The sequence below is a fragment of the Paraburkholderia lebeckiae genome, assembly GCF_014201005.1.
GTDB lineage: Bacteria > Pseudomonadota > Gammaproteobacteria > Burkholderiales > Burkholderiaceae > Paraburkholderia > Paraburkholderia tuberum.
Genome location: NZ_JACHDK010000017.1, coordinates 76,028 through 102,578, shown reverse-complemented (window position 1 = coordinate 102,578; position 26,551 = coordinate 76,028). Strand labels below are relative to the sequence as shown.

The window sequence follows — 26,551 nt, the reverse complement described above, 5'->3', positions numbered from 1 at the left end:
GACTTTTTTATAGTCTTGGTCAGACCAACATGACCAAACCGCCCAGACGGGCCACACCGGTCAACAGACATCGTTCCCGCCGCTTTTCCTGAAGAGCCTATGAAAGTCGCGCTGTTTATCCCGTGCTTTATCGACGCGTTCTATCCCGAGGTCGGTATCGCGACGCTCGAACTGCTCGAACGTTTCGGCATCGAGGTCGACTATCCGCAGCAGCAAACTTGCTGCGGCCAGCCGATGGCCAATAGCGGCGCGCATGCGGACGCCGCCGCCACCGAGCGACTATTCGCGCGCAACTTCGCGGGTTACGACTACATCGTCGGGCCGTCCGCGAGTTGCATTCACCACGTGCGCGAACATCTGACCGCGCTCGAGCAGACCGATGAAGTGAAGAAAGTACGCGCAGGCGCTTACGAACTGGTCGAGTTTCTGCACGACGTGATCGGCGCGCGCGAATTTCCTTGGGCCGAATTTCCGCATCGTGTCGGTCTGCACACAAGTTGCAGCGCACTGCGTCATCTGAAGCAGGCGTCGGCGTCGGAAATCGCCGGCACGCCGTTTTCGAAGCCGCGCGCGTTGCTCGAAGGCGTGAAGGGCATCGAGTTCGTCAAGCCGACGAGGCCCGACGAATGTTGCGGTTTTGGCGGCACGTTCTCGGTCACCGAAGAGGCGGTGTCGGTGCGCATGGGGCAGGACAAGGTGCGCGACCATCTGGATGCGGGCGCCGAGTACATCGTTTCGGGCGACATGTCGTGCCTGATGCACCAGCAGGGTTGCGCGGAACGCATGAAAGCCGACGCGCGCTTCATTCATATCGCGCAGGTTCTCAATGGAGCACGCGCATGAGCGGCGACCATCACCGCATCGATCACGCCAAAGCCGCGGGTTCTTTCATCAGCAAGACCGAGCATGTCGCGTTTCACGACAAGCGTCTGTGGGACCTGCGCGAGAAGCGCGACGCGCAGGCGCACGGCATTGCCGAATGGGAAACGTTGCGCTCGCTGGCGTCGGGCATCAAGGAACACACGCTGTCGCATCTGGCCGACTACCTGGAGCAGTTCGCGGCGGCGGCCGAGGCCAATGGCGTGGTCGTGCATTGGGCAGCGAGCGCGGAAGAGCACAACGCGATTGTCCACACGCTGATGTCCGAGCGCGGCATGACGACGCTCGTGAAGAGCAAGTCGATGCTGACCGACGAATGCCGGATGCGCGAGTACCTCGAACCGCGCGGCATTACCGTGATGGAAACGGACCTCGGCGAGCGCATCCAGCAGCTCGATCACCAGGACCCGAGTCATATGGTCGTGCCGGCCGTGCACAAGCTGCGCGCGGACGTGGCCGAGCTGTTCGGCCGGACCATCGGCACCGATCCGACGAACAGCGACATCCACTATCTGGCCGAGAGTCAGCGCATGAATACGCGGCCGTATTTCGTGCGCGAGAAAACCGCTGGCATGACCGGCTGCAATTTCGCGGTGGCGGAAACGGGCACGGTCGTCGTCTGCACGAACGAAGGCAATGCCGATCTTTCGGCGAACGTGCCGCCGCTGCATATCGCATCGATCGGAATCGAGAAGCTGATACCGAAGGTGTCGGATCTCGGCGTGTTCGTGCGCATGCTGTCGCGCAGCGCATTGGGTTCGCCGATCACGCAGTACACGTCGCATTTTCGTGCGCCGCGGCCGGGCACCGAGATGCATTTCATCCTCGTCGATCATGGCCGCTCCGAACGGCTCGCGATGGAGGACTTCTGGTACTCGCTCAAATGCATACGCTGCGGCGCGTGCATGAATACGTGTCCGGTCTATCGTCGCAGCGGCGGCCTGTCGTATGGCGGCACCTATTCGGGGCCGATCGGCGCGATCATCAATCCGACGTTCGATCTGAAACGCTATAGCGCGTTGCCGTTCGCATCGACACTCAATGGCAGTTGCACGAATGTGTGTCCGGTGAAGATCAACATTCACGAGCAGATCTATAAGTGGCGCGCGGTGATCGCCGAGCAGCACGAAGTGCCGTTCGTGAAGCAGGAAGTCCTGAAGATGGCGGGACGTCTGTTATCGAGTCCGACCTTGTATCGCGCGACGGTGTCGTCGATGGGCAGCGCGTTGCGGCGGCTGCCGAATTTCGTGCTGTACAACCCTCTGAATATCTGGGGCCGGCAGCGCGAATTGCCGGAGGCGCCGAAGATGACCTTTCATGCCTGGTACAAAAAGAATCGCGGAGGCGGCGATGACAACGCGTGAGGCTTTTCTCGCCAAGGTGCGCGCCGCGCAACCGGCCGCGCGGCCGCGTCCCGACGTGCCGCTGTTCGATGCGGTTGGCGGCGATCTGCGGGCGCGCTTCACGGCGGCGTTGCAAACGATGGGCGGCACTTGCGTCGAAGCGACCAGCGCGAGCGACGTCAGCGATCTGATTCGCGAGCGTTTTGGCGCGACGGCATCGATCGCATCGGCGAGCGTCGAAGTGCCGGGCACGCGCGTGATCGGCGCGGAGACGGACCCCGCATCGCTGCAGGACATCGACGTCGGTTTGGTTCGGGCGCGCTTTGGCGTCGCCGAAACCGGCTCGGTGTGGTTTAGCGAGCGCGAATATGTGGTCAATGCATTGGGCTACATCGTCCAGCATCTGGTCGTGCTGCTCGATCCGGCGCAATTGCTCGATGGACTGCAAGACGTCTATCGTCGCGACGATTTCCGCAGGGCGCGCTACGCGGCGCTCGTTACCGGCCCTTCGGCCACCGCCGATATCGAGGGCGTACTGATTCGCGGCGCGCAAGGCGTGCGCTCGCTGACGGTCGTGTGGCTCGCGGGCTGATGTGCGGCGGTTGCAGCGCCGGACTTTGCTATCATCACTGTATAAACATACAGGTCCCGCACAAAGTCCGTGGCAACCGATGCTCGCTCAGAGATCCGCTCTGAAGCCCCTTACTACCTGCTGAATTTCGAGCGCGCGCTTGCGTGGCTCGCCGCGCGTTACGACGATCTGCTCGACGACGAAGAGCACGCTTTTCTGGAAACTTTCGCGACGTTGCCGCAGGCATCGCGTGCGCTGCTGGTGCGCATGCTGATGCGCAAAGGCATGCTGTTCCGCGCGAGCCGCCTGGCTTACGACGAAATCGGCTGTCCGTTGCAGGCGGCGATGCCGATGACGGTGCATCGCTGGATCGACACCGAACCGGCCCTGTCTCTCGACGACCTGTTTGCGCTCAGCACGCGTGCGCAATTACTGGACATCTTCGCGGACGCGATCGCGCGGATTCCCGGCGCAAAGGCTTTGCGCAAACCGGATCTGCTCGAAACGCTGCGCGAGTTTTACGAAACCGCAAGCGGCGACGCGCAAGCGTGCACATCACGTCCGCTCGCCGCCTGGCACGACGCTTCTACGGACCGCGTGCTGCATGTCGCGGTCGCGCCGTTGTGCGATCGCTTGCGCCTGATGTTCTTCGGCAATCTGCATCAGGACTGGTCGGAGTTCGTGCTCGCCGATCTTGGCGTGTTCCAGTACGAGAAGGTCGCGTTCGGGCCTTTGTCGCGCGCGTTCCAGCAACGCGCGGACATCGACGTCTATCTGGCGCTGCACGCGTGCCGCGAAGCGCTCGAATGGCTACCGGTCGACACCGACACCCGCACCCTTCACGAACTGATCGCGACCGTCCGCTCGATCGGCACCGCGAATCCGTGGCTCGAAATGCGTCGCGCGAAACTACTGTTCCGGATCGGCCAGGATTGCGAGCGGCGCGGGCAATGGGACACCGCGCTCGCGGTGTACGACGTGTGCGCCTGGCCCGGCGCGCGTCTTCGACGCATGCGCGTGCTCGAGCGCAGCGAGCGTTACGGCGCAGCGCTGGCGCTGGCCTCGCAGGCCGATGTCGCGCCTGAGAGCGAAGCAGAGGCGCAGCGCGTTGCCCGGATGTTGCCGCGCTTGCGGCGCAAGTGCGGCGAGCCGGTGCCGCGCGCACCAGCGGCGAGGCCTGTGGAGCGCGGCACGCTGGTGCTGCCGAAGCCTGATACGCCGATGGCCGTCGAGTACGTGGTGCGCGATCATTTGAGCAGCGACGCCGCGCCGGTGCACTACGTCGAGAACGCGCTGATCAATTCGCTGTTCGGCCTGCTGTGCTGGGAGCCGGTGTTCGCGGCGTTGCCCGGCGCGTTTTTTCATCCGTTCCAACGGGGACCGGCCGATCTGCACGCGCCGGACTTTCACGCGCGTCGCGCCACACAGTTCGCCGCGTGCTTCGCGCAGCTCGATAACGGCGTCTATCGCGACACGATTCTGCGGCATCTGCGCGACAAGGCCGGCATGCAGTCGCCGTTCGTGTTCTGGGGACTGCTGACGCCCGACCTCACCGCGCTCGCGCTCGACTGTCTGCCCGCCGCGCATCTGAAGCTGTGCTTCGAGCGCTTGCTGCGCGACATTCGCGGCAATCGTTCGGGCTTGCCCGACCTGATCCGGTTCTGGCCGGCCGAGCGTCGCTATGAACTGATCGAGGTGAAAGGCCCCGGCGATCGTCTGCAGGACAACCAGATCCGCTGGCTCGCGTACTGCGCGCAGCACGGCATGCCGGTGCGCGTCGTCGACGTGCGCTGGGCCGGGCAAGAGGCGCAGAGCGAAGCGGACGCCGCGACGCAAGCCGCAGCGGAGCGCGTCGTATGAGCTACGTGGTGGCCGTCCGCGCGATGTGCGAATTCACCGCTCGGCGCGGCGATCTCGATCTGCGTTTCACGCCCGCGCCGACTTCGCTCGAAGGCATCGCGGGTCATCAGATGGTCGCAGGCCGTCGCGCGAGCGGCTACGAAACCGAGCTCACGCTGACGGGCTCGCATCGCAGTCTGACCGTGCGTGGCCGCGCGGACGGCTACGACGGAATCGCGAACCGGCTTGAAGAAGTGAAGACGTATCGCGGCGATCTCGCGCGTATGCCCGCGAATCATCGCGTGCTGCATTGGGCGCAGGCACTCGTGTATGGGCATCTGCTGTGCCGGGCGCGCGGGCTCGGCGAGCTGACGATCGCGCTCGTGTACTTCGATATCGGCAGTCAGAAGGAAACCGTGCTGACGCAGCAGCACAGCGCGCGCGAACTCGAAATCTTCTTCGTCGACCAGTGTGAACGATTTCTCGATTGGGCCGTGCAGGAAGACACGCATTGCGTCGCGCGCAACGCGGCGCTCGTCGCGTTGCAGTTTCCGTATGGGCGGTTTCGGCGCGGGCAGCGCGAGCTCGCGGTGGCCGTGTATCGCGCGGCACGCGACGGCAAGCCGTTGATGGCGCAGGCGCCGACCGGTATCGGTAAGACGCTGGCGACGATTTTTCCGTTGCTGAAAGCCTGCGGCGAAGACCGTCTCGATCGCGTGTTCTTTCTGACCGCGAAGACGCCGGGCCGCGCGCTTGCGTTCGATGCGATCGACTCGCTGAACCAGAGCGCGCCGTTGCCGCTCAGAACGCTCGAACTCGTCGCGCGCGACAAAGCCTGCGAGCATCCGGACAAAGCCTGCAACGGCGAGTCCTGTCCGCTCGCGCGCGGCTTTTACGACCGTCTCGATGCGGCGCGCGCCGCCGCGTTGGCGACGCCACGGCTCGATCGCGCGGCGGTGCGCGAGGCTGCGCTCACGCACAATATCTGTCCGTACTATCTGTCGCAGGAGCTCGCGCGCTGGGCCGATGTGATCGTCGGCGATTACAACTACTACTACGACGGGAGCGCGATGCTGCATGCGCTCACGCAGATCAACCAGTGGCGCGTCGGCGTGCTGGTCGACGAAGCGCACAACCTGCTCGAACGCGCGCGGCGCATGTATACCGCGTCGCTAGATCAAAGCGCGTTCCGGCTCGCGCGCAAGAGCGCGCCGGCGGCGTTGAAGAAGCCGCTCGAACGCTTGCAGCGCGAGTGGAATGCGGTGAAGCGCACGCAGACGTCCAGCTATCAGGTGTATGCGGAAGTGCCAGGCAAACTACTGTCCGCCGCGCAGAATCTGATCGGCGCGGTAACGGATCAGCTCGCCGACGCGCCGTTGTCGATCGACGAACATGCGCTGCGCGTTTTCTTCGACGCGATGCACTTCGTCGCGCTCGCCGAGCAGTTCGGCGAGCACTCGATGTTCGACGTGACATTGAGCGCCGACCGCTACGCGCCGCGCGACAAAACCGGTGCGACGCTCTGCGTGCGCAACGTGATCCCCGCGCCGTTCCTCGCGCCACGCTATGCGGCCGCGCGTACCACGGTGATGTTCTCCGGCACGCTGAATCCGCAGCATTTCTATCGCGACATACTTGGGCTCGCCGACGACACGCAATGGCTCGACGTCGAGGGACCGTTTCGCGCGGAGCAGTTGCAGGTGCACGTGGCCGCTCATGTGTCGACGCGCTGGCGTGACCGCGAACGCTCGCTCGCGCCGATCGTGGAGCTGATCGCGAAGCAGTACGACACCCAGCCCGGCAATTATCTCGGGTTCCTGAGCAGTTTCGACTATCTGCAACGCGTGGTCGCGCTGCTGCGCGAGCGGCATCCCGGCTTGCCGGTGTGGGCGCAGGAACCGGGCATGGACGAAGCCGCGCGCGATGCGTTTTTGGCGCGCTTCAGGACGATGAATCAGGGCATCGGCTTCGCGGTGCTCGGCGGCGCGTTTTCGGAGGGTGTCGATCTGACCGGGCAGCAACTGATCGGCGCGTTCGTCGCGACGCTCGGTCTGCCGCAGATCAACGACGTCAACGAGCAGATGCGCCGCGCGCTCGATGCGCGCTTCGGCAATGGCTACGACTACGTGTATCTGTATCCGGGTTTGCAGAAAGTCGTGCAGGCGGCGGGGCGCGTGATCCGTACCGAAGAGGACCGCGGCGTCGTGCATCTGATCGACGACCGCTTTGGCAGGCCGGAAGTACGGCGTCTGTTGCCGCGCTGGTGGCAGGTTCGCTAGCACCGCGCCGGGCTAGCGAACCTTTACGCGCGCGACGCGCGACGCGTCACGCGTGCGGCGAGGTCGAGCCCGGATTGCCGGGCGTACCGGGGCCGCCGGCCGGGCTCGGATCAACCGGGATCTGGTCGTCGAGCGGCGCGTCGCCCTTGTGCGGAGCGTGACCGTCCCCGGCGGCGTCGCCGTCCGGCCGGTCGCCATGGCGTTCGCGCGGCAGGGCCGTATCGAACCTGGCCTTGCTCGCCGGGTCCCACGTGAGCAGATGACGCTGCGGATTCGCGATCTCGATGCCGAGTTCGCTGAAGCGCTCGAGGATGCGTCGGTTGAATTCGCGTTGCACGCCCCAGCGCGACGTATCGCGGCATTGCATCTGGCCGGCCAGCGTGATCGCCGAACCGTCGACCGCATCGACGCCCCAGAACGAGAAGTCCGCCAGGATGCCGTCCTTGAAGTTGTCGTCCGTGCGCAGCGATGCGCCGATTTCCTTCAGCGTGTCGATCGCGCGCTCGACGTCCTGGCCGAACACGATATTCACGCGCACCGCCGCGTTGCCGATGCCGCGATTCGTGTTGTTCACGGTCGACACCGAGCTGAACGGCACCGTAAACAGCGAGCCGTCGCCGCCGCGCAGCCGCACGGTGCGAATCGACAGATATTCGACGGTGCCCGACACGCCCGCGAGCGTGACCCAGTCGCCGACCTGCATCGCGTTTTCCATCAGCAGAAAGATGCCGGTGATGAAGTCCTGCACGAGCTTCTGCGAGCCGAAGCCGAGCGCGACGCCGAAGATGCTCGCGCCCGCGAGCAGCGGGCCGATGTTCACGCCGAGTTGGCTCAGACCGGTCAGCACGACGACGAGCGCGATCACGCAGAACAGCGCGGTGCGCAGCATCGGCATCAAGGTGCGCAGACGCGCGGCGCGCACCAGATCGCCGTTGCTCGTCCAGTTATCGAGGCGACGTTCGGCCGACACGTTGACGACCTCCCACACCACCAGCGCGATGATCGCGGCGACGGCGATCGTCGCGAGCGCCGAGGCGAGCCGGTGGCCGATCGTGCCGCTGCGGAACAGATCGATGACGTCGACGCCCCACGCCTGCAACAGCACCAGCGCGGTGACGCTGCCGATGATCCAGCCGATCACGCGCCGCAGCGCCGGATAGTATCGGTAGGCGTGCTCATGCACGAGCGAGCGTGACGCTTCGTCCTGCACATGAAAGATGCGCGCGAGCGCGCCGAAGATCACGATCGACACGAGCCGTGCGCCGATCAGTATCGCGAGCGTCATGCCGCCGATATTCACGAGCGCGTGATAGCCGTTCCGTACGTCGAAGGCCCAGACGAACCACAGGCCCATCACGATGACCACGGTCACCACGGCCCACGCGTCCGCGAACGCGTTGCCGAACATCTCCAACGACTCGTGAGCGGCGAAGCGATTGCGGATCCGGTTGGCGACCGGTTTCGCGCAGCGCAGCACGAGGATCGAGATCATCACGTGTCCGGCGAGTGCGACCACTTTCAGCAGCGCGAGATGCGCGGCGTAGTTCATGCCAAGCGCCTGCGCGACTTCGGCTAGCGCGACGCCGGCGCCGACTACGCTGACGATTCGCACGATCCAGCCGAGCACGAACGCGGCCCACGCATCGCCCATGCGCAGCAGCCGCAGACGCGGTGCGCTCGGCTGCAGGAAGAACGCGCCGACGATCACGACGCAGCGGCACACCACATAGACGTCGATCAGCGAATCGAGCGCGCGATCCTGCGGCGTGCCGTTGCCGGTGAAGATCGACATCAGCGCGCTCGCCGCACCGACGAACACCGCGATCGGCACGAGCCGCACCAGCGTGATCAGCAACGCGCGCGGCAGACGTTGCAGCAGCGTCCAGTGGTGCGTCGCGTTGCGCTTGCCTTCGGCTTCGATGGCGCGGCCTTTGGCGGATGGCGTCGCGTACGGCGCGGCCGGGCCAGTCGCGACGGCTTGCGCCTCCGCTTCGAGCACTGACGGCACCGATGACAGCGGGGGCAGCGGCGGCGTGCTGGTCGGCGGATGACCGGCTGGCGCGGCGCCGGCGTCGCGCGCGGGCGGCGATGAGTTGTCGTTGTCATCCTGCCGCGCGGCTTCGCGGCGCGCGGCGATCGCCCGAAAGACGCGCCGCAGCAGCCGCCGCGCCAGCCATTCGAGCACCAGAGCGGGGATCAGCGCGGCCAGCAGCGACCACAGCACCTTGAACAGCACCGCGCGCGCGTGCGGATTGGCGAACTGCCAGTTCCACCATGCGCGCACCGACGCGACGTCGAGCAGCGCGGCGATCGAGCCGCGCAGCGCGGTCGCGAGATGGCCGGCGTAATGCGCGCCCTCGCGCGCGAGTTGCGAGGCGAGGCCATTGGATTTGAACGCGTCCGGCACGAGCGCGGCTGCGCCGCTTGCGGCGGCGGGCGCCGCCGCCGCCGCCGGCGCCGATGCGGGGGGCGCGCTCAACGCGCCGGCCGCGGCGATCGCTTGCAGCGTATCGGCGACTTGCGCGCGGCGTTTGGGGTCATTCAGGACAGCGAGCGCGTCGCGGGCCTGCTGAGGTGTCAGCGTGACGGCGGCGGAAGCGGGTGTCGCGGGCGTGGGATGGGCAGGTGCAGGCGCGGCGGCGAAGACGGGCGCCGCGCCTGCGAGCAGAAAAATGAAAAAACAGACACGCAGAAATTTTTGCATAGGGTGTAAAGCGGGATGAAGCCAGTGCGGACGATTGTGCCGGAACATGGGCTGTTTCAGCGGGGCGACCCGGGACCGACACGGGGCGGGGCGCTGAAGTTCCTGCGGCAGAGGCCCGCCGGACGGGCGAAAGGGCCGCGAGAGCGGCGCCCGTCCGGCGGGGCGTTGACCCGACAGGATAGCCGATGATGGCCGGCAGGCCTGTCGAAGGCAGCAGAAAGCCTGCCCGGAAGCCCCGTGGGCAGTGCGGCGCAGGAGGTAGGAGGCCGCTTGCCGGGTGGCAATGCTGGCGGCGGCGCGAGGATGTTCTCGACGACCACGCTAGGTGCGGGCAGAGCGCGGAAAGTTGGGAATGCTCAATCGCCGTGACCGTGCGCTGCTAAGCGTTCACTACAAAAAACGCTTAAATCTGCGCTTATGCCACTGAAGAGGTCTGGCGCTCTGCTTCGTCATCGGCATGGGGGCCGCTGCTCGCGCCGCGTCCGGCCGGCTCCTGGTGCAGCCGGTTCGCGTGCATCAGCCGGTACAGCGTCGCGCGCGAAATGCCGAGTTCGGCCGCCGCATCGGACAGCTTGTAGCCGTGCCGCAGCAGCGCGTTCCCGATCGCATCCTTTTCGGCCTTGCTGCGGATTTCCGCCAGCGTGATCGCCGGGCCATTGTCAGCCTCGGGTAGGCCGAGGTCGATCGCGGTGATGAAGCGGCCCTCGCTCATCACGACCGCGCGGCGCACGCAGTTGATCAGCTCGCGCACGTTGCCGGGCCACGGATAGTTCGACATCGCGACGATCGCGTCGCTCGACAGGCCGCGCAGCTTGCGCGCGCCGTCCTGCTTGTACATGCTGAGCGCGTAATTGGCGAGTAGCTTGATGTCGCCGCCGCGCTCGCGCAAGGGCGGCTCGACGAGGCGCAGCACGCACAGCCGGTGATAGAGGTCGGAACGGAAACGCCCGTCTTCGACGGCGCGCTCCAGATCGACGTGGGTGGCCGAGATCACGCGCACGTCGACGCTGATCGGACCGTTGCCGCCAAGCCGCTCGATCGTGCCTTCCTGCAGGAAGCGCAGCAGCACCGCCTGGCATTCGTGCGGCATGTCGCCGATCTCGTCGAGAAACAGCGTGCCTTCATGCGCGCTCTCGATCCGGCCGAGCTTGCGTTGCACCGCGCCGGTAAAAGCGCCGCGCTCGTGGCCGAACAGTTCGGCCTGCAACAGGCTCGGCGGAATCGCCGCGCAATTGATCGCGACGAACGTGCGGCCCGCGCGCGGCGAGCGGTCGTGAATAGCACGAGCGGTCAGCTCCTTGCCGGTGCCCGATTCGCCCGCGATGAACACCGGCGCGTCGGTCACGCCGCATTTGTCGATGCGCCGGTAGAGCTGCTGCATCGGCTCGCATTGTCCGACCATGCCGTGGCGGCCGAGCGACGGCTCCGGCACGACGCGAGGCTGACGCAGGCTCGACAGCCCATGCGCGTGGCCGAGCGCAAACATGAGCCGCTCGTTGAGCCATGGCTGCGTGACGAAGTCGAAGCAGTAATCGAGGATGAAACGGCTGACCAGCTCGTTGTCGGCCTGGCCCGGCACGATCTGCGCGACCCAGTTGGTTTCGACGCGGCGCATGCACAGCGCGAGCGCGGACAGCTGCTGTGACGTGCAATCTTCGGGCAACTGAACGAGACCGACCTTGATGTTGCCGCGTTCGATCATGCGTTCCGCCACGGCCGTGCTTTTTGCGTGCACGGCTTGCCATCCCGACGCGGCCAGAAACTCGACGAGTGTCTGGTCGGGCGCGTTCGCAACGTACAGAACCGTGCGTTCCATGTCGGCCGGCGTGCAAGTCGTAGTCATGGTTCCCCCGTTCGATCCTCAGGACTGCCGTGCGACGTTGTGAGATTCAGGCCGGCCAGTTGCTGCACTCCGGCTGCGACGCATTCACGACAGCAGCAATCACGAACAAGGGACACGCTTCAAGTGCGGCGCGAACCGGAACGCGCTGCATGGTGGACCGATTCATGCAATGGCGGCGACCTTGTCGTTCATTGCTGAAACTGCCCGGCGATTTTTTCCCCGAACCGTGAAAACCACTTGAACCGTGGCTTGCCTCGTTGACCTGATACAAGCGCTCTGATTGGCGTATGGCCTAACGATAAGCGAAAGCGCCTAAAAGCGCCAGAAAAGAAACATGGATGAAGAATACGTGTTGGTTTTTCGGATTAACACGGATCACTAATGAATAAGCGGTCAAGGCCGGTTATGCGCGGAATCGCACATTGCGTAGCAATTGCCGTGGGATTAAGGCGCGACTAAAACGGACGGGCGCGAGCAGTCATGTTTCACACTTGCGACAGATTGGACAGCGCGAGTCGAATGCGCTTTTGCGCGCCGGGTGGGGCGCTTTGCCAACCGGAAGGAGCGGCGAAGCCGCGTGTGGCCGGCCCCGCGGCCAGTCAGCAGGCCGGCGAGACGGAGCGGGAGGCGCGTTTTGCGGCCAGCGCACAGCGATTTTGCGTGTCAGAAACGAATCAATGCGCGTCACGCCAAAAATCGGACAGGCTCGCACTGCGTCAAAAGAAAACCGATTTCTCGGCAGCGTGAAGCCCTGACGGGCGCCTTAGCGATTCGAAGGCGTGTTGGCATAACCGTTGCAATAAGGTCTGCACAGAAAAATGTTTTGCCGCCAGGTCGACGGTACGGGAAAACCGGATTAAAAAAAGACCGGCGGTAAAAAAGTCACTCGCAGACATGGTCGGGGAAGCCAGCCATCAGGTGTTTGCGGGAGCGCGGCGGGGCCTTCTTAAATACGTTAGAAAACGGATGAGTGGCGGACCGGTTTGGCGGCCATTCAAAACCGGACGAAAAAAGGGCAACGACTTCGCCGTTTTTCCTTTTCGACTTTTTGTCCTCACGACGCGAAAAGGGTGGCGATAACGACAGGCAACGCGCTGGCAACGTTCGCGAGCGACGCGCCGCAAAGGGAAGGGGCAGCGCCGGATAAGGACCGGCCGGCGCGATGAAGCGGGGAGAGAGGCCTAGTCTCCACAGAGAGACGAATATACGAGGTGAACCAGGGGCCGTGTCCGTGGGTTGGCACGGGCACGGCGACCTGGCCCAACGGCCGGGGCGCTGAGACCAGACGGCGTGACCTGGCGCAAAACTGCTCGACATCGGGGGCTGACATGAAACCAGAACTGATTCGCAGGCCGGTCGCTTCGGGAGGAACCAGAAGCACTTACCGGCGGTATGTCGCGACATCGCGCGCGCGCTTTTTCGCGCAGGCGGCGGGCTCGTCGGTCGATCTGCTGACGCTCGTCGTCGCCGAGGCGCTCGAGCGCCGAGCGCAAGCCGAGATCCGCCGCGACTTGCTGCGCGACGCGCTGTACGCCATGCCGGTGCGCGCTGAACGCAGCGCGGCGCATCGGCGCGACGACGATGAAACCGACGTCTGACGCTTGCCGCTCGTCGGCTCGCAGCGACCGCGCAGGAATTCGATAGCACCGTTTGCCGGCTCATGGTTTTCACGGAGGAGCGTCGCGGTAAGGAACTCGCGCCGAAGCCTGCGTCGTCAATCGTGAACAGACGACTGGAATAAAAGCCAGCGCATGACGCGCCAAGCGCCGCAGAGCTGCCATGATCGACATCTTCCTGATTGCCGCGAGCATCGAAAACGCGCAGCGAATCGTCGTGCGCCTCGAAGAGAGCGGCGTGCGTTACCGGCTGCACACCGCGTTCGGTCCGGCCCGGCAACTGCCGATGCACGCGCGCGTGGTCCGCGGCGCCGACCTGCTGATCGTCGACGACGCCAATCTGAGCGTCCGTGGACTAGACGGCATCGAGGAAACGCTCGCCTGCGCGCCGACGCTCCATTGCATGCTGGTAACGCCGGCGCCGTCCACCGCGCTGATCGGCGCGGCGTTGCGCGTCGGCGTGCGGCAGGTGCTGTCGTGGCCGCTCGATCGTCAGGCCGTCGTCGATGCGCTTGCGCAGATCGAAGCGCGGCGCCGCGAGCCCGAGCGGCGCCACGCGCGCGTGGTCACCCTGGCGTCGAGCAAGGGCGGCAGCGGCACCACGCTGATCGCGGTCAACCTCGCGTGCGCGCTCGCCGCGCGGCGTGAGCGGCGCGTGCTGCTGATCGACCTGACCCAGCAATTCGCCGACGCGAGCCTGCTGATGGCGAATCGCCCCCCGCCCATGACGCTCGTCGATCTGTGCTCGCGCAACGAGCAACTCGACCCGGCGCTGTTCGACGCGTGCGCGATGCACGTGTGCCCGAACCTGGATCTGCTCGCCGGCGCCGGCGATCCGTTGAAGGCCGCCGAACTGCTGCCTGGTCAGTTGGACCGGATTCTGACGCTGGCGCGCGAGCGCTACGACGCGGTGCTGATCGACGTCGGCACGAGCCTGAATCCGTCGACGATCCGCGCGCTCGCGCATAGCGACGCGATCTGCATGGTGGTGCGGCAGAATCCGCTGTACCTGCACGGCGCGCGCCGCATGCTCGAGATCTTTCGCGAACTGGGGCATCCGTCGAGCAAGGTGCGGGTCGTCGTCAACCAGTACGACAAGGGCGCACAGATCAATCTGCCGATGCTCGAACGCACGCTCGGCGCGAGGGTCGCGCATCAACTGCCGCGCGACGATCAGCACGTCAACGATGCGCTCAGCCGCGGCGTGCCGCTCGTCGCTTGCGCGCGCGACAGCGGGCTCGCGCAAGGGATCGTGCTGCTCGCGAACATGCTGTGGCCCGCGGGTGCGGAGCGCCGCAGGAGCATGCTCGGGAGGTTGCTCGCGACGTGGCCGAATCTGCCGCCGCAATTGAAGCCGGGGGTCTAGGACGACGTCTACTCGCTGCTCGAGCCCGGTCTCCTGCTGGTGAACCTCGAGATCGGGAACATGATCGTCTGCGGCTGCAGTTGGCGCTGCAGGCCAGACTCATCCTGCGCCAGGAGAAGCTACAGTCCGACGACGAGCGCTATCGCGCATACCGTAGTAAGGTGAGGTACAGGTTCATCCCCGGCATATTCTGTAGGCGTAGAGCCGCGGCCTCAGAGTCTCGAAAGCGTCGGGCAGGCTCGCGCCGTCCGGTCACTCCAGCGAGAAAATCACGTGAGCGCAGCACCGTCCATGCAAAACGCGCAGGGTTTCAGCGACCTCGCGTCGATCCTGTCCAATCCGATTCTGAATACGGATTCGTACAAGGCATCGCACTATCTGCAATATCCGCCCGACGCGACGGCGATGTTCTCGTACATCGAATCGCGCGGCGGACGTTACGACCGCACGCTGTTCTTCGGCTTGCAGATGCTGCTGAAGGAGTACCTGTGCCGGCCGGTTACCGGCGCGATGATCGACCAGGCGCGGCCCTTCTTCAGCGCGCACGGGGAGCCGTTCAACGAGGCGGGCTGGCGCTACGTCGTGCAGCGATACGGCGGCTATCTGCCGGTGCGGATTCGCGCGGCGCCCGAAGGCTCGGTCGTGCCCACGCACAACGTGCTCGTCACCGTCGAATGCGACGATCCGCAGGTGTTCTGGCTCACGTCGTATCTGGAGACGATGCTGATGCGCGTGTGGTATCCGATCACGGTCGCGACGCAAAGCTGGCATCTGCGCCAGACGATCCGCGAGTATCTGCTGAAAAGCAGCGACGATCTCTCGCAGCTGCCGTTCAAGCTGCATGATTTCGGCGCGCGCGGCGTGTCGAGCGCGGAGTCGGCGGCGATCGGCGGCGCGGCACATCTCGTCAGCTTCATGGGCTCGGATACGGTGCTCGGCGTGATTGCGGCGAATCACTTCTACCGCGACCGCATGGCCGCGTTCTCGGTGCCGGCGGCCGAGCACAGCACGATCACGTCGTGGGGCCGCGAGCGCGAAGTCGACGCGTATCGCAACATGATCGCCCGCTTCGGCAAGCCGGGCGCGATCGTTTCGGTGGTGTCCGACTCTTACGACCTGTTCGCCGCGCTCAACGCATGGGGCGGCGAGCTGAAGCAGGCCGTGCTCGATTCCGGCGGCATGCTCGTGATTCGCCCGGACTCCGGCGATCCGTGCACGATCGTCCTGCACACGCTGCGCTCGCTGGAGGCTTCGTTCGGGTCGCACACCAACAGCAAGGGGCGGCGCGTGCTCGACCATGTGCGTGTGATTCAGGGTGACGGCGTGAACCCGGATTCGATCGTCGCGATCCTCGCCGCGATGGACGAGGCCGGCTTCGCCACCGACAACATCGTGTTCGGCATGGGCGGTGCGCTGTTGCAGCAGATCAACCGCGATACGCAGCGCTTCGCGATGAAGTGCTCGGCGATCCGGCTAGGCGACACGTGGCACGATGTGTCGAAGGATCCAGTAACGGATCACGGCAAGCGCTCGATGAAAGGCCGGCTCACCTTGCTGCGCCATCGCCGCACCGGCGAGTACCGGACGGTCACGTTGCCGATCGCGTGGGACGGGAGCACGGTGGAGGGCGAGTGGGACGAAGCGCTCGAGACCGTGTTCGATGCGGGCCGCTTGCTGGTCGAAACGTCGCTGGCCGAGATTCGAGGCCGCGCATATGCGGACGAAGGTTGATCCAGCTTTCTGACGCATCGGCATGGTCACGAGCGGGTGGGTCATCAGCGCCCAGTAGGCTGCATGAACGGCAGACCTTCCGCAATATCCGACAGGACGCTTGCAACACGCCCGAGAACGCGGCCGACGCCACATAGCCGATCTCGATGCGTCCCACCTCGCCGCGTCCGGCGAGCAACGCGCGCTGCGCGGCACGCTCGAGATGATCGAGCGCCACCAGCGCTTCGGCGAGATAGGTGCTGCCCGCCGCGCTCAATGCGACCGAACGCTTCGTCCGATATCCGCCCCGAACGCTTGACGAACGACATAGGGGCACCCCCCCATTCACGCCGTTTTCCTATATCGTGTGCGCCATGCCCGCCGCCTACCGCGCGCGGGCTGTTTTTCCGGAGCGCGGCGCGACTCTGCACGTGCATGACGCGCTCCTGCAATACACCATACGACATCAATGAGCCATCCCAACACCGAGCTGATCGAACGTTTCTACACGGCCTTCCGGCAACGCGACGCCGAGACCATGGTCGCCTGTTATGCCGACGACGTCGTCTTCAGCGACCCCGCTTTCGGCGAGCTGGTCGGCGATGAAGCGCGCGACATGTGGCGCATGCTCGTCAAGCATGCGCAAGACTTCACGCTGACCTTCAGCAACATCGAGGCGGACGACCATGCCGGCCGCGCGCAGTGGGTGGCGCGCTACCGTTTCGTCCAGACGGGGCGCGACGTCGTGAACCGGATCGAGGCGAGTTTCGTGTTCCGCGATGGGCTCATCGTCGAGCATCGCGACCGCTTCGATCTGTGGCTGTGGATGCGCCAGGCGATGGGCGTGCGCGGCACGCTGTTCGGCTGGTCGCCGTTCGTGCAACGGATGCTCAGGCAGCAGGCGCGCCGAGGGCTGCTGCACTATCGCGGGCAGTTGAGGCGCGACTAGGCGCATGCGGGCGGCGCGCGCATCGCGCCTGCGATGATCGAAGCACGCGTGCCCGCACTCCTTGCCGGGCCGCTGCACAGGAAGCGCTATGCGAGTCGTCGATGCAGCCTGGCAAGAATGGCTGAGCAGCAATGTCGCGCGGGGCTGCACGCCGGGCTCGATGATCGATGCGATGGTGCAGGCCGGTTTTGCCGGCGGCGACGCCCGCGTCGCGGTCCACCATGCGTTCGATCGGCGCGCGACCGACCCCGCGGCGCAAGCCACAGTCGCCGATCCAGCCACCCAGCCTTATCGATACGACGCCGCGCCGGTCGCCCGCGGCAACCTGATCCGTGCCGACGACCGCGATGTGCGCGTGCTGCTGCGCTGTGAGCGTCCGCAGCTGGTCGTGTTCGCCGACGTGCTGTCGGTCGCGGAATGCGCCGAGCTGATCGAACGCTCGCGGCATCGGTTGAAACGCTCGACGACGGTCAATCCGCTCACCGGCCACGAAGACGTGATCCGCAACCGCACCAGCGAAGGCGTCTGGTATCGGCGCGGTGAGGATGCGTTGATCGCGCGGATCGAACGGCGCATCGAGAGCCTGACGAACTGGCCGCTCGAAAATGGCGAAGGCCTGCAGGTGCTCCATTACGACAGGAGCGGCGAATACAGCCCTCATTTCGACTTCTTCATACCCGATCAGCCGGGAAGCGCGGTGCACACCGCGCAGGGCGGCCAACGCGTCGCGACGCTGATCATGTATCTGAACGACGTCGCCGACGGCGGCGAGACGGTGTTTCCGTCAGCGAGCCTGTCGGTCGCGGCGCGCGCGGGCGGCGCGGTGTATTTCCGCTACATGAACGGCCAGCGCCAGCTCGATCCGTCGACTCTGCACGGCGGCGCGCCGGTGCTTGCCGGCGATAAGTGGATCATGACGAAGTGGATGCGCGAGCGCGCGTACGGCTGAGGCGGGGTCTGCTGTGCCATGCGCATTTCCGCGTGCAGACGAGGGCATGCCCACAGTAGAACGTTGTTTAAGGAGGGAAAGCGGACCGGTCGCAAGAAACAGGATGCACGGCACTTCAGACAGGCTCCTTCGGACGTGTTCACGCGTCCGTCTTGTAAACACCCGGTCGATGCAGCTCCATATACCGCTCGGGGTTCTCGAGCGACGTGAACCCATGCGGCGCATAGACGTGATGCGCGTCGGTCGTGACCAGCACGACTCTACGCAGACTGGCGAGCGAAGGGCTCGCAAAGATATGTTTCATCAACGCCGACGCATAGCCCTGGCCTCGATACGCGGGCAGCACGAACACGTCGCATAGGTAGGCGAAGGTCGCCTCGTCGGTGACGAGGCGCGCGAACGCCATCTGCTTGCCGTCGACAAACCCGCCGAAGCAGAGCGACCCGGCGACGGCGCGCTCGAAGGTCGCGCGTGGCATGCCGCGCGCCCACGGCGTTTCCTGCGACAGGAATGTGTAGACGATGTCGAGGTCGAGATCGTCGATGCGGCTGGAAATCGCCAGTTCGCCTGCTTGCACGGCACGTCTCCTTTTGATCGCGCAGCGCTTGCGCGTCCCCTAGCTCTTCGCCGGAGTTTCACCGCCGCGCGAACCCCCACCGATACTCTGCCCAGCATTGCGGGCGAGCCCCATGTATCCAAGCACGGACAGCAGCGTCAGCACGCCCGCGAACAGGAACGCGAGGCGGAAATCGTCGAGCGTGAACACGTGGCCGGTCGTCTCGCCGTTGATCAGCGCCGCGACGCGCAGCGACACCGCGCCGAATGCGATGCCGAGACCGATCGTCATCTGCGCGGCCGCGCTCCACAGGGTACTCGCCGCGCTCATCTGCGGCTGCGGGATGTCGGCATAGGCGAGCGTCGCGAGCGTCGAGAACTGCATCGAGCGCGCGACGCCGTACACGAACACGACGATCAGCACGAACACGAGCGGCACGTCCGGCGTCAGCAGTCCGCACGCGATGATGAAAATGCCGGCCACCGCCACATCGACGATCGACACCATCCGGAAGCCGTAGCGCTGCAGGATGCGCGTGGTCAGCGCCTTCATGCCGAGATTGCCGAGCGCGCTCGCGAGCAGCAGCAGCCCCGAGCGGAACGCCGACAGCCCGAAACCGACCTGGAACAGCAGCGGCATCAGATAGGGCACCGCGCCAATGCCGATGCGCGTGAACGAGCCGGTGATGACCGTCACGGAAAACGTCGGCACCTTCAGCGTCGACACGTCGACGAGCGGATACGGATGACGCTTCGCATGCTGGAACGCGAGCGCGCCGACCAGCAGACCGCCCGCCACGATCGAGACCGCGAGCCACGGATTGGTGGCCGGCTGGCTCGCGAGTTCCGCGCCGTACAGAATCGCGGTCAGCGCGACGCCGCTCAGCAGCAGGCCGACGACGTCGAGCGGCTTGCGCTCGGTGCCGCGCAGGTTCGGCACGATGGCGAGCGCGACCGCAATCGCCGCGAGGCCGAACGGCACGTTCAACAGGAAGATCCAGCGCCACGACGCGTAGGTCGTGATGAATCCGCCGATCGGCGGGCCGATCACCGGCGCCGCGATGGCCGGCCATGTGATCGTCGAGATCGCCTGCATCATGCGAGCTTTCTCGGTGCTGCGGACCACGATGAGACGGCCGACTGGCACCATCATCGCGCCGCCGATGCCTTGCAGCAGCCGCGCGGCCGTGAACTCGGGCACGTTCTGCGACAGTCCGCACAGCACCGACGCGACCGTGAACACGCCGATCGCGCTGACGAACACGGTGCGTGCGCCGCAGCGGTCGGCGACCCAGCCGCTCGCCGGGATGAAGATCGCGAGCGCGAGCATGTAGGCGGTCATGCCGAGACTCAGGCTGTTCGGGCCGACGCCGAACGAACGCGCCATCTGCGGCAGCGCGGTGGCGATCACCGTGGTGTCGAGGTACTCCATGAAGAAGGTAGCCGCGACGATGTACGGCAGCCAGCCGACGTGCGCGGTGCGGGTGCCGCTGCAGCTCATCGGGCGAGCTCCCGTGCTGCGCGCGGGCGCGCTGAAAGACAATTGACGAGCCGGCGCCGGGCGCGTGAATAGTTTGACTTCATGGTGCTTGCGACTACCTTTCGTTTGCGCTTTTGTGATTCTGCCGGCAGCCAGGAGAGCGAGCCGACGGGTGGAGGCCGGGGCCGCGAACTGTCGCGGCGGGCTGGCGGGAACATCAGCTTGACTGAGTGACAGTCCCGCTTGTCATCCCTGATTGCCAGCCCTGATTGCCAGCCCTGAATCCTAACGCAATAAAGGGTTCCATATCGCGCAGGCATGCAGCGCGTCGCACCGCCGCGCCGCCGCCCGAGCGTCAGTCCTTCCCCGCGTACTCGTTGTCCAGCCGGTCATACAGCGGCTTGTTGACGAGCCGCTGGCGCTCGCTGAACGGCGCGACGATCGTCGCGTCCTCGTCGAGGCGGCCGTTGCTTTGCAGCGTGCCGAGCGCGCGCTGCATGCCGAGCACCGCGCCCTGCAGCGCCGCATTCGCGTACAGCACGATGCCGTAGCCGAGCTTCGCGAGCGCGTCGCGTGACTGCACCGGCGTCTTGCCGCCGATCACGATGTTGATCAGCTGCGGCACATTGAACAACCCCGGTAGACGCTCGATGTCGGCGAGCGATTCGGTCGCCTCGATGAACAGGATGTCGGCGCCCGCCTCGATGAAGCGATGACCGCGCTCGATAGCGTCCTCGATGCCGTGGACCGCAGCCGCGTCGGTACGAGCCATGATCTGCAGGTTCGCGTCTTCGCGCGCGTCGACAGCCGCGCGGATCTTGCCGACCATCTCGCTCGCCGCGACAACTTCCTTGCCCGAGAAGTGGCCGCATTTTTTTGGCATCACCTGATCTTCGAACTGGATCACGTCGGCGCCGCTGCGCTCCAGCACGCGCACGGTCTGGCGCACGTTCAGCGCGTTGCCGAAGCCCGTGTCGGCATCGACGATCAGCGGCAGCGCGACCGCGTCGCGGATGCGCGCGGTGTGCTCTGCGACTTCAGCAAGGCCGATGAAGCCCAGGTCGGGTAGACCGAGGGACATGTTGGTGACGCCCGCGCCGGTGATGTAGACCGCTTCGAAACCGGCGTCCTCGATCACGCGCGCGCTCATCGCGTTGAACGCGCCGGGCACGAGCAGGCCCTGACGCTGATTGACCTTGGCGCGGAAGGCGGCGCGGCGGCTGGCGGAAGTGGTGGTCATGATGGGGTCTCCATGAGGGAAATCGGTAGTACAACGCCGGCGACATTCTGCAGGAAGCGTGCCATTGGCGAGCGTTTCTTGAGTCGTGCCGCTGGAACAAGGGTTTGCGCGATATCAGCTCGGCCTGGACGTTCGTGGCACAATCGGTGAAACGTTTCATGAAACGTTTCGAGGAACGTTTCAATCAAGGAGAGCCGCGTGTCCACGTTCACCCCATTTGTCGCGAATCCTAGCCCCGCCGTCGATGCCGGGCGGCCCGGTGTCGCACTCGTCAGTATCAGCCGACTGCAGTCGCTTTGCGAGGCAGTGGCGCCGCGCTACGCGGGCCGGGCGAAGTTCTTCACGGTGCGGGAGGGCTACGGCGCGGCCGTCGCTGCGTTGCAGGCTTACGTGGACGCAGGTTCGGTCGACGTCGTACTGTCCGCCGGCTCAAACGGCGCGTACCTGCGCGAGAACCTCAGCGTGCCGGTGGTAATGGTCAAGGTGAATGGCTTCGACGTGTTGAGCGCGATCACGCGCGCGACGGCCACATGGCCGCAGGCGCGCATCGGGCTCGTGCTGCACGAAGCAATCGCCCAGGAACTGGCCGACCTGAGCCCGCTCTTGAACGTCGATCTGCGGCAGCGCGCGTATCGGTCGATCGACGAAGTGCGGCTCGCAGTCGATGAACTCGCCGCGCAGGGCTGCCGCGTGGTGGTCGGCGCTGGCATGGCCTGCGATCTGGCGCAGCAGGCCGGCATGGAAAGCGTGTTCCTGTATTCGCTTGCCGCGGTCGAGGAAGCGTTCGAGCGCTCGGTCGAACTGGCGCGCGTGAGCCGCCAGAAGGAATCGAAGCGGGTGCGCCTGAACACGATCGTCGCGCATCTGCGCGACGGCGTCGCCGCGTTCGACGAAGCCGCCCAGCTCGAAGCCGTCAACCCGGCCATGCTCGAACTGCTCGGTCTAGGCGCCGCGCAGGAGCTTCCAAACGACGACGAGGACACCCCCGCACGAGTCGCGCGCGCGCTCGCGCCGCTGCTGCGCGAGACGCGCGCCGCCGACCAGCCGGTCGACGAACGCATCGAACAGATCGGTGGCCGCGCACTAATCGTCGGCTGTGTGCCGATCGTCGAGCAGGGTGCGCGCGCAGGTTTCGTCGTGACGGCGCAGGACGCACTCGTCGCGCAGCGGATCGACCGTTCCCTGCGCACCAGCCAGCGGCCGAGGCATCTGGTCGCGCGGCACCGGCTCGACGATCTGATCGGCGCTTCGGCAGCGCTCGAGCGCGTGCGCCGGCTCGCGCGCGCCGGCGCCGCGCACGACGCGACCGTGCTCCTGAGTGGTGAAAGCGGCACCGGCAAGGAACTGGTCGCACAGGGCATCCACAACGCGAGCCGGCGGCGCGGCAATCCGTTCGTCGCGTTCAACTGCGCGGCGGTGCCCGAGGGGCTGATCGAAAGCGAACTGTTCGGACACGAGGAAGGGGCGTTCACGGGCGCGCGGCGCGGCGGCAAGCCGGGGTTGTTTGAAATCGCGCACACCGGCACTATTTTTCTCGATGAGATCGGCGAAATGCCGGCCGCGCTGCAAAGCCGGCTATTGCGCGTGCTGCAGGAGCGCGAGGTGATGAAGCTCGGCGCGGGCCGCGCGACGCCGGTCGACGTGAGGGTGATCGCCGCGACGCACCGCGATCTGCACGCGCTCGTCGAGGAGGGCGCGTTTCGCGCGGACCTGTATTTCAGATTAAATCTGCTTCAGATAAAATTGCCGCCGCTGCGCGAACGCCGTGCCGACATTGCGCCGCTGGCGCGGCACCTGCTGGAGCGCAGCGCGCTGCAGTACGGCTTGTCGGCGGCGGGGCTCGAACGGGTGCTCGTGTTCCTCGCCCCGCTTTTTGCGGATTACGCGTGGCCCGGTAACGTCCGTGAACTGGAAAATCTCCTGGCCCGCGCGGCGATTTATATCGGTGAGCCAACCAGCGAGATGTCCGGGAACTTGACTGCCGACGCCTTGCCAGAACGGCAGGCCGTGTTTCCCGAGTTCTTCCGGATCAGGGCGGTCGAGGTCGAGCAGATCACACAGGCGCCTCCGGGCCCTGCGCCCGGCGGTGCGGCGCCCCGCGCTACCCCCAGCCGTGAGGCCGCGCTGCGCGCCCTCGAACAATCGGGCGGCAATCGCGCCGCCGCGAGCCGCGCGCTGGGCATCGGCAGAACCACGCTGTGGCGGCTTCTGAAGGGCTGAAAGCCCGGCAAATCGTCCGATAGTTTCGACCGACGAAATTAATAGTGCAGGACTATTGAACTCATTGACACAATCCACTTTACCTATTAAGCGTAGTCTGACATACTGACTCCACTTTCCAACCCCCTCAAAGAGAGGATTCAGCAAATGCCGATCATCAACAGTCAAGTCAAACCGTTCAAAGCGCAGGCTTTTCACAACGGCGATTTCCAGACCGTCACTGAAGAAAGCCTGAAGGGCAAGTGGTCGGTTTTCGTGTTCTACCCGGCCGACTTCACATTCGTGTGCCCGACCGAACTCGGTGACCTGGCCGATCGTTATGAAGATTTCAAGAAGCTGGGCGTGGAAATCTACAGTGTGTCGACCGATACGCACTTCACGCACAAGGCCTGGCACGACACGTCGGATACGATCCGCAAGATCAAGTACCCGATGCTGGCTGATCCGACGCTCGCTATCTCGCGCAACTTCGACGTGCTGATCGAAGAAGAGGGCCTCGCGCTGCGTGGCACGTTCGTGATCAACCCGGAAGGCGAGATCAAGCTGTGCGAAATCCACGACAACGGCATCGGCCGTGACGCTGGCGAACTGCTGCGCAAGGTTCAGGCTGCTCAGTACATCGCAAAGCACCCGGGCGAAGTGTGCCCCGCCAAGTGGACGCCGGGCGCGCAAACGCTGACCCCGTCGCTCGACCTGATCGGCAAGATCTAAGGTTCGCGCAGCTCACGCTGCACCCGCAGTCTGCATCTGCCGGGATCTTCCCGGCGCTTCACCGCGCGAATTGCCTGATACGGCGCTTCGCGCGTCCCCGGGCCCAACACGTCCTATCCGGATGCGTGCGGCGCCGGGACACCCATACCCCTCGTCACGGAATCGCAACGCCATGCTTGACGCCAATCTCAAGACTCAACTGAAGTCGTACCTCGAAAAAGTTAGCAGGCCTATTGAGCTCGTCGCGTCGGTCGACGACAGCGCGAAGTCCCAGGAGCTGCTGGCCCTGCTGAACGACATCGCGACCTTGTCAGAGCGCGTCACGTTGATCGAGCGTCGCGGCGACGACGAACGCAAGCCATCGTTCTCGATCGGCGAAGCGGGCAAGGAAACCGGCATCCGTTTCGCCGGCATTCCGATGGGGCATGAATTCACGTCGCTCGTCCTTGCACTGCTGCAGGTCGGCGGCCATCCGGTCAAACTCGACGATGCGGTGATCGAACAGATCCGCAGCCTCGACGGCGACTATCAATTCGAAACGTATTTTTCGCTGTCGTGCCAGAACTGCCCGGAAGTCGTGCAGGCGCTGAACGTGATGGCGTTGATCAATCCGCGCATCCGTCACGTCGCGATCGACGGCGCGCTGTTCCAGAACGAAGTCGACGCGCGCCAGATCATGGCGGTACCGACCATGTTCCTGAACGGCGAAACCTTCGGCCAGGGCCGCAGCGGCGTGAAGGAAATCCTCGCGAAGCTTGATACCAACGCCGGTGCGCGCGCCGCGAAGCAACTGGAGAATAAGCCGGTGTTCGACACGCTGATCGTCGGCGGCGGCCCGGCGGGCGCGGCGGCGGCGATCTACTCGGCGCGCAAGGGCATTGCGACCGGTGTCGTGGCCGAGCGTTTCGGTGGCCAGGTGCTCGATACGCTGGCGATCGAAAACTTCGTCTCCGTGACCGAAACCGAAGGACCGAAGTTCGCGACCGCGCTCGAACAGCACGTGAAGGCCTATGACGTCGACATCATGGACGTGCAGCGCGCCGAAGCGCTGATTCCGGGGCGCATCATCGAAGTGCGTCTGGCCAACGGCGCGGTGCTGAAGGCGAAGACGATCATCCTGGCGACCGGTGCGCGCTGGCGCGAAATCAACGTGCCGGGCGAGCGCGAGTATCGCAATCATGGTGTCGCGTACTGCCCGCACTGCGATGGCCCCTTGTTCAAGGGCAAGCGCGTCGCGGTGATCGGCGGCGGCAACTCGGGCGTCGAGGCCGCGATCGACCTCGCGGGTCTCGTGCGCGAAGTGACGCTGCTCGAATTCGGTGCGACGCTGCGTGCCGACGAGGTGCTGCAACGCAAGCTGCGCAGCCTGCCGAACGTGACGATCGTCACGCAGGCGCAGACCACGGAAATCACCGGCGACGGCAAAAAGGTCAACGGTCTGGTCTACAAGGACCTCGCTTCGGGCGAAGTGAAGAACGTCCAACTCGAAGGCGTGTTCGTGCAGATCGGTCTCGTGCCGAACACCGAATGGCTGAAGGGCACGGTCGAGCTGTCGAAGCATGGCGAGATCGTCGTCGATGCGCGCGGCGCGACGTCGGTGCCGGGCGTGTTCGCCGCCGGCGACGTGACCACGGTGCCGTTCAAGCAGATCGTGATCGCGGTGGGTGAGGGTGCGAAGGCATCGCTGTCCGCATTCGATCACCTGATCCGCAACAGCGAAGAAGTCGCGGCGGTCAGCGAAGCGGAAGCGGAAGCCGAAGCAGCGGTTTGATTCGGTAGATCAGAGACGCAAACGGCGGCCCGCGGGCCGCCGTTTCAGTTTGCGCATGCAACAAGGCCCGCATTCGTGCGGGCCTTGTTCGTTAAAGCACGGGAATCGGTATCACCGCCGGTCGAACGAATACTTGCCGGGACCGGTCACGCACAACAGCAGCAACCCGCCGATGATGCCGATGTTCTTGTAGAAATGAATCATATTGTCGTACTGCATCGCGCCCGTCATGTTCCAGTAGTGATGGCCGATGATCGCGGTGGCGAGCGTATACACCGCAAGCAGCAGCGCCAGCGGTCGCGTGAAAAATCCCACTAACAGCGCGACGCCCACGACAAGCTCCATCACCACCGCGATAACAGCCGACAACGCCGGCACGGGCGCGCCGGTCGACGTCATATAAGCGACGGTGCCGGCAAAGCCGGTCAGCTTCGACCAGCCGAACATCACGAACAGCACCATCAGCAGGATTCGGGCGACGAGAACGACGACGTCTTTCTGGTTTTCAAACAGTGTGTAGCGCATG

The 26,551-nt window shown here is 65.2% G+C and carries 19 protein-coding genes and 1 pseudogene; 13 read left to right on the top strand and 7 right to left on the bottom strand.

What is annotated here, in order from left to right; genetic code table 11:
- The first annotated feature begins 99 nt into the window (after window positions 1–99).
- From HDG39_RS26050 to HDG39_RS26030, 5 genes are all read left to right on the top strand, one after another.
- A complete protein-coding gene (locus HDG39_RS26050; protein WP_184009836.1) occupies window positions 100–843 on the top strand; it encodes a (Fe-S)-binding protein in 744 nt (247 codons plus the stop codon).
- Window positions 840–2,243, top strand: coding sequence for a lactate utilization protein B (locus HDG39_RS26045; protein WP_184009834.1), 1,404 nt, complete (start codon window positions 840–842; stop codon window positions 2,241–2,243). The genes HDG39_RS26050 and HDG39_RS26045 overlap by 4 nt, the downstream gene beginning before the upstream one ends.
- Window positions 2,230–2,814, top strand: a complete 585-nt coding sequence (locus HDG39_RS26040) for a LutC/YkgG family protein (protein ID WP_184009832.1) — start codon at window positions 2,230–2,232, stop codon at window positions 2,812–2,814. The genes HDG39_RS26045 and HDG39_RS26040 overlap by 14 nt, the downstream gene beginning before the upstream one ends.
- A gap of 69 nt (window positions 2,815–2,883) precedes the next feature.
- Window positions 2,884–4,653, top strand: a complete 1,770-nt coding sequence (locus tag HDG39_RS26035) for a VRR-NUC domain-containing protein (protein WP_184009830.1) — start codon at window positions 2,884–2,886, stop codon at window positions 4,651–4,653.
- Entirely contained in the window at window positions 4,650–6,911 is a 2,262-nt protein-coding gene (locus HDG39_RS26030; RefSeq protein WP_184009828.1) for an ATP-dependent DNA helicase, read from the top strand. The genes HDG39_RS26035 and HDG39_RS26030 overlap by 4 nt, the downstream gene beginning before the upstream one ends.
- Before the next feature lie 46 nt (window positions 6,912–6,957).
- On the opposite strand, the gene HDG39_RS26025 is transcribed toward HDG39_RS26030, so the two are convergent.
- Window positions 6,958–9,615 (bottom strand): mechanosensitive ion channel domain-containing protein, encoded by a 2,658-nt coding sequence (locus HDG39_RS26025; protein WP_184009826.1) that lies wholly within the window; start codon window positions 9,613–9,615, stop codon window positions 6,958–6,960.
- A gap of 415 nt (window positions 9,616–10,030) precedes the next feature.
- Entirely contained in the window at window positions 10,031–11,458 is a 1,428-nt protein-coding gene (locus HDG39_RS26020; RefSeq protein ID WP_184009824.1) for a sigma-54-dependent transcriptional regulator, read from the bottom strand.
- 1,328 nt (window positions 11,459–12,786) lie between these two features.
- Between HDG39_RS26020 and HDG39_RS26015 the strand changes: the two genes are divergently transcribed.
- The 3 genes from HDG39_RS26015 (at window position 12,787) to HDG39_RS26005 (ending at window position 16,171) form a co-directional block, all read left to right on the top strand.
- The gene (locus HDG39_RS26015) at window positions 12,787–13,056 is read left to right on the top strand and encodes a hypothetical protein (RefSeq protein ID WP_184009822.1); all 270 of its coding nucleotides are present in this window, start codon (window positions 12,787–12,789) and stop codon (window positions 13,054–13,056) included.
- A 181-nt stretch (window positions 13,057–13,237) separates the two neighbouring features.
- On the top strand, window positions 13,238–14,440 hold the full coding sequence (locus HDG39_RS26010) for a CpaE/TadZ family protein (RefSeq protein ID WP_184009820.1): 1,203 nt from the start codon (window positions 13,238–13,240) through the stop codon (window positions 14,438–14,440).
- 291 nt (window positions 14,441–14,731) lie between these two features.
- A complete protein-coding gene (locus tag HDG39_RS26005; RefSeq protein ID WP_184009819.1) occupies window positions 14,732–16,171 on the top strand; it encodes a nicotinate phosphoribosyltransferase in 1,440 nt (479 codons plus the stop codon).
- Between the two features lie 79 nt (window positions 16,172–16,250).
- Here HDG39_RS26005 and HDG39_RS35235 read toward each other — a convergent pair.
- A pseudogene (locus tag HDG39_RS35235) lies at window positions 16,251–16,475 on the bottom strand (LysR family transcriptional regulator); the annotation flags it as partial.
- A 144-nt stretch (window positions 16,476–16,619) separates the two neighbouring features.
- Between HDG39_RS35235 and HDG39_RS26000 the strand changes: the two are divergent.
- Together HDG39_RS26000 and HDG39_RS25995 are read left to right on the top strand one after the other, a co-directional pair.
- Window positions 16,620–17,099 (top strand): nuclear transport factor 2 family protein, encoded by a 480-nt coding sequence (locus tag HDG39_RS26000; RefSeq protein WP_184009817.1) that lies wholly within the window; start codon window positions 16,620–16,622, stop codon window positions 17,097–17,099.
- Window positions 17,100–17,187: 88 nt separating this feature from the next.
- Window positions 17,188–18,048: a 2OG-Fe(II) oxygenase gene (locus tag HDG39_RS25995; RefSeq protein WP_184009815.1), complete on the top strand. Its 861-nt coding sequence runs from the start codon at window positions 17,188–17,190 to the stop codon at window positions 18,046–18,048.
- A 139-nt stretch (window positions 18,049–18,187) separates the two neighbouring features.
- Here HDG39_RS25995 and HDG39_RS25990 read toward each other — a convergent pair whose 3' ends face one another.
- From HDG39_RS25990 to HDG39_RS25980, 3 genes are all read right to left on the bottom strand, one after another.
- Window positions 18,188–18,625, bottom strand: coding sequence for a GNAT family N-acetyltransferase (locus HDG39_RS25990; protein WP_184009813.1), 438 nt, complete (start codon window positions 18,623–18,625; stop codon window positions 18,188–18,190).
- Between the two features lie 39 nt (window positions 18,626–18,664).
- On the bottom strand, window positions 18,665–20,104 hold the full coding sequence (locus tag HDG39_RS25985; RefSeq protein ID WP_184009811.1) for an MFS transporter: 1,440 nt from the start codon (window positions 20,102–20,104) through the stop codon (window positions 18,665–18,667).
- Between the two features lie 334 nt (window positions 20,105–20,438).
- Window positions 20,439–21,323, bottom strand: coding sequence for an isocitrate lyase/PEP mutase family protein (locus tag HDG39_RS25980; RefSeq protein WP_184009809.1), 885 nt, complete (start codon window positions 21,321–21,323; stop codon window positions 20,439–20,441).
- 198 nt (window positions 21,324–21,521) lie between these two features.
- Here HDG39_RS25980 and prpR point away from each other — a divergent pair, with 198 nt between their 5' ends.
- The 3 genes from prpR (at window position 21,522) to ahpF (ending at window position 26,025) form a co-directional block, all read left to right on the top strand.
- Entirely contained in the window at window positions 21,522–23,543 is a 2,022-nt protein-coding gene (gene prpR, locus HDG39_RS25975; RefSeq protein ID WP_184009807.1) for a propionate catabolism operon regulatory protein PrpR, read from the top strand.
- A 147-nt stretch (window positions 23,544–23,690) separates the two neighbouring features.
- The gene (gene ahpC, locus HDG39_RS25970) at window positions 23,691–24,254 is read left to right on the top strand and encodes an alkyl hydroperoxide reductase subunit C (protein ID WP_090809789.1); all 564 of its coding nucleotides are present in this window, start codon (window positions 23,691–23,693) and stop codon (window positions 24,252–24,254) included.
- A gap of 172 nt (window positions 24,255–24,426) precedes the next feature.
- Window positions 24,427–26,025, top strand: coding sequence for an alkyl hydroperoxide reductase subunit F (ahpF, locus tag HDG39_RS25965; protein ID WP_184009806.1), 1,599 nt, complete (start codon window positions 24,427–24,429; stop codon window positions 26,023–26,025).
- Window positions 26,026–26,136: 111 nt separating this feature from the next.
- Here the strand turns inward: ahpF and HDG39_RS25960 are convergent, their stop codons facing one another.
- Window positions 26,137–26,550 (bottom strand): DoxX family protein, encoded by a 414-nt coding sequence (locus tag HDG39_RS25960; protein WP_184009804.1) that lies wholly within the window; start codon window positions 26,548–26,550, stop codon window positions 26,137–26,139.
- Window position 26,551: the final 1 nt, after the last annotated feature.

Bases quoted from the DNA above. Each gene is read 5' to 3' on its own strand.
- HDG39_RS26050 (WP_184009836.1), top strand. From the start codon at position 100: ATGAAAGTCGCGCTGTTTATCCCGTGCTTTATCGACGCGTTCTATCCC.
- HDG39_RS26045 (WP_184009834.1), top strand. From the start codon at position 840: ATGAGCGGCGACCATCACCGCATCGATCACGCCAAAGCCGCGGGTTCT.
- HDG39_RS26040 (WP_184009832.1), top strand. From the start codon at position 2,230: ATGACAACGCGTGAGGCTTTTCTCGCCAAGGTGCGCGCCGCGCAACCG.
- HDG39_RS26030 (WP_184009828.1), top strand. From the start codon at position 4,650: ATGAGCTACGTGGTGGCCGTCCGCGCGATGTGCGAATTCACCGCTCGG.
- HDG39_RS26025 (WP_184009826.1), bottom strand. From the start codon at position 9,615: ATGCAAAAATTTCTGCGTGTCTGTTTTTTCATTTTTCTGCTCGCAGGC.
- HDG39_RS26020 (WP_184009824.1), bottom strand. From the start codon at position 11,458: ATGACTACGACTTGCACGCCGGCCGACATGGAACGCACGGTTCTGTAC.
- HDG39_RS26015 (WP_184009822.1), top strand. From the start codon at position 12,787: ATGAAACCAGAACTGATTCGCAGGCCGGTCGCTTCGGGAGGAACCAGA.
- HDG39_RS26010 (WP_184009820.1), top strand. From the start codon at position 13,238: ATGATCGACATCTTCCTGATTGCCGCGAGCATCGAAAACGCGCAGCGA.
- HDG39_RS26005 (WP_184009819.1), top strand. From the start codon at position 14,732: ATGCAAAACGCGCAGGGTTTCAGCGACCTCGCGTCGATCCTGTCCAAT.
- HDG39_RS26000 (WP_184009817.1), top strand. From the start codon at position 16,620: ATGAGCCATCCCAACACCGAGCTGATCGAACGTTTCTACACGGCCTTC.
- HDG39_RS25995 (WP_184009815.1), top strand. From the start codon at position 17,188: ATGCGAGTCGTCGATGCAGCCTGGCAAGAATGGCTGAGCAGCAATGTC.
- HDG39_RS25985 (WP_184009811.1), bottom strand. From the start codon at position 20,104: ATGAGCTGCAGCGGCACCCGCACCGCGCACGTCGGCTGGCTGCCGTAC.
- HDG39_RS25980 (WP_184009809.1), bottom strand. From the start codon at position 21,323: ATGACCACCACTTCCGCCAGCCGCCGCGCCGCCTTCCGCGCCAAGGTC.
- ahpC (WP_090809789.1), top strand. From the start codon at position 23,691: ATGCCGATCATCAACAGTCAAGTCAAACCGTTCAAAGCGCAGGCTTTT.
- ahpF (WP_184009806.1), top strand. From the start codon at position 24,427: ATGCTTGACGCCAATCTCAAGACTCAACTGAAGTCGTACCTCGAAAAA.
- HDG39_RS25960 (WP_184009804.1), bottom strand. From the start codon at position 26,550: ATGCGCTACACACTGTTTGAAAACCAGAAAGACGTCGTCGTTCTCGTC.